The 2,443-nt window shown below is 67.5% G+C and carries 3 protein-coding genes and 1 pseudogene; 1 reads left to right on the top strand and 3 read right to left on the bottom strand.

The genetic code is table 11. The features are described 5' to 3' along the window. Positions 1-16 precede the first annotated feature (16 nt). Positions 17-1,369: a lipase family protein gene (locus WBF82_RS18390; protein WP_424384391.1), complete on the top strand. Its 1,353-nt coding sequence runs from the start codon at positions 17-19 to the stop codon at positions 1,367-1,369. Here WBF82_RS18390 and WBF82_RS18385 read toward each other — a convergent pair. The 3 genes and pseudogenes from WBF82_RS18385 to WBF82_RS18375 form a co-directional block, all read right to left on the bottom strand. Further along, positions 1,364-2,005, bottom strand: a complete 642-nt coding sequence (locus WBF82_RS18385) for a DUF2567 domain-containing protein (RefSeq protein ID WP_424384390.1) — start codon at positions 2,003-2,005, stop codon at positions 1,364-1,366. The genes WBF82_RS18390 and WBF82_RS18385 overlap by 6 nt on opposite strands. Further along, the gene (locus WBF82_RS18380; RefSeq protein WP_424384389.1) at positions 2,002-2,232 is read right to left on the bottom strand and encodes a hypothetical protein; all 231 of its coding nucleotides are present in this window, start codon (positions 2,230-2,232) and stop codon (positions 2,002-2,004) included. Before WBF82_RS18380 ends, WBF82_RS18385 begins: the two co-directional genes overlap by 4 nt. 10 nt (positions 2,233-2,242) lie before the next feature. Next, positions 2,243-2,443: pseudogene (locus WBF82_RS18375) on the bottom strand (biotin synthase BioB); the annotation flags it as partial.

Genomic DNA, 2,443 nt, shown 5'->3' with positions numbered 1-2,443 from the left:
AAGCAACAATGCTCCGATGGACATTGGCAGCCTCGCAACCACGACCGGCGCGGAATGGATCGGTTGTGCACCGCATGAGGAGTTGCGGCCCAAAGCCCGCCCCATCCTGCCTTCGAAAGACCTGTTCTACGACCCGCCCCCCGGTTACCAGCACGCGTTACCGGGCACCGTGCTGCGATCGCGGGATGTCGAGCTGGCCTTTCTGGGTCTGATACCGCAGCCGGTCATGGCGACCCAGCTGCTGTACCGCACGACGAACATGAACGGCGAGCCCGACGCGACGGTGACCACGGTGATCGTGCCGCCGGACGCCACCCCGGACCGGCCCTGCCCGGTGCTGTCCTACCAGTGCGCGATCGACGCGGTGGCCTCCCGTTGTTTTCCCTCGTATGCGTTGCGGCGACGCGCCAAGGCCATCGGCTCACTGGCGCAGCTGGAATTTCTGCTGATCACCGCTGCACTCGCGGAAGGTTGGGCGGTCTCGATACCCGACCACGAAGGCCGCAACGGAATGTGGGGCGCACCCTTCGAGCCGGGCTACTACATTCTCGACGGGGTGCGGGCCGCGCTGAGCTACGAGCGGCTCGGCCTCTCCCAGTCGGCACGGGGGGGCTCGACCCCAGTGGCACTGTGGGGGTATTCCGGCGGCGGATTAGCCACTGCCTGGGCCGCTGAACTGTGTGCGGACTATGCCCCGGAGCTGGACATCGTCGGAGCCGTGCTGGGATCACCCGTCGGCGACCTTGGCCACACCTTCCGCCGGCTCAACGGCACCTACCTGGCTGGTTTGCCCGCGATGGTGATCGCCGCACTGGCGCACATCTATCCGGACCTGGACCGAGTGATTCGCAAGCACGCCAACGACGAGGGGCAGGCGTTGCTGAAAAGCCTCGAGAGCATGACCACGATTGGGGCCGTGCTGCGGATGGCGAAAAAGGACGTCGGTGTCTATCTGGACCGGCCGCTGGAAGAAGTCCTCACGATGCCGGAGGTGCAGCACGTCTTCGACAGCATCCGACTGGGCGCCAAGGTGCCCACGCCGCCGGTGCTGATCGTCCAGGCCGTGCACGACTACCTCATCGATGTCGACGACATCGACCGGCTGGCTGACGCCTACTCGGCGGGCGGCGCCGACGTCACCTACCACCGGGACGCGTTCAACGAGCACCTGCTGTTGCATCCGCTCTCGGCGCCGATGACGCTGCGCTGGCTGCAGGACCGGTTCGCCCGCAGGCCGCTGAGCGATCATCTGGTCCGGACAAAGTGGCCGACGATGTTCAACCCGGCCACCTATGTCGGGATGGCTCGCCTGGCGGTCATTGCCGGGAAGGTGATCAGAGGGAAGCGGGTGCCGCGCCGCCCACTATGACGGCGTAGAACTCGGCTCCTTCGCGGTTAGCGGACTCGCCGGGTCGACGGCGGGATAGCCGCCGAGGTCATCGCGTGCGGTTGCCGCGGCCGGTACCGCGTACACCAGGGCGGCGGCGCTCGCGGGCAGCAGCAGCGTGCAGGCGATCTGCAACGGAGTGCGTCCGAAGAACACCGGCGGCGCCTCGACGAAGTAGTACACCGGGTGGTCGTGGCTCACCGGCACTGCGGCGAAATCCACTGCGCCATAACGCAGATGCACCAGCAAGGCACCGACTCCGACGGCGGCCGCGGCGGCGACAACCATGCCGGCGCACAGCCCGGTCACCATCGCCGGCCCTCGGTGGGCCCGCCACTGCCACGCCAGCACAGCTGCCACTGCGGCGACGACGTTCAACAGCCCGAGCATCAGGAACGCAGCGACGAAGAATTTCTCGGGCTCGTCGCCCAAATAGTCGTGCAACCTGTCGCCATCATGGGTCAGCGCCACTACACCGTGAATCGGTGGGGCTATCCACGCCCACAGGCCACCGACGAGCACGCCAGCGACTAACAGCCCCGCCGCGATGACGAAAACCGCACGCCGCCGCGAAGTCCGTGGCGGCGCCGGCAGCTGCAGGCCGACCGGGCCGGTCATCGACGCGCGTCCAGGTCGGTCGAGTCCACCAGGCCGTGCCGCGAGCACTTGGCCCACCAGCCGTCGGGCCGGACCTGTACGACCATCCGGCGGCCGCACTCGGCACAGAACCGGGGTGGCTCCAGGCCGAGCTGGGCGGCGGTCGGGACGATGCTGCCGGCCGGATCGCCTGTATAGACGTTGTAGATGCCGGCACCGACCGGCGCCGGCAGATCGTCGCGGACCATCAATTACGTTCTACAGGCTCGCGTTGAGCGCCTTGATCGGCATTTGCAGGTCGTCGAGCAGTTCCAGGTCGGCCTCTGCCGGGCGACCCAGCGTGGTCAGGTAGTTACCGACGATCACGGCGTTGATGCCACCAAGAATGCCTTGCTTGGCGCCCAGGTCGCCCAGCGTGATCTCGCGGCCACCGGCGAAGCGCAGCATGGTGCGCGGCAG

Source organism: Mycobacterium sp., assembly GCF_049673265.1.
Lineage (GTDB): Bacteria > Actinomycetota > Actinomycetes > Mycobacteriales > Mycobacteriaceae > Mycobacterium.
This window is presented reverse-complemented; position numbering and strand designations above follow the sequence as displayed.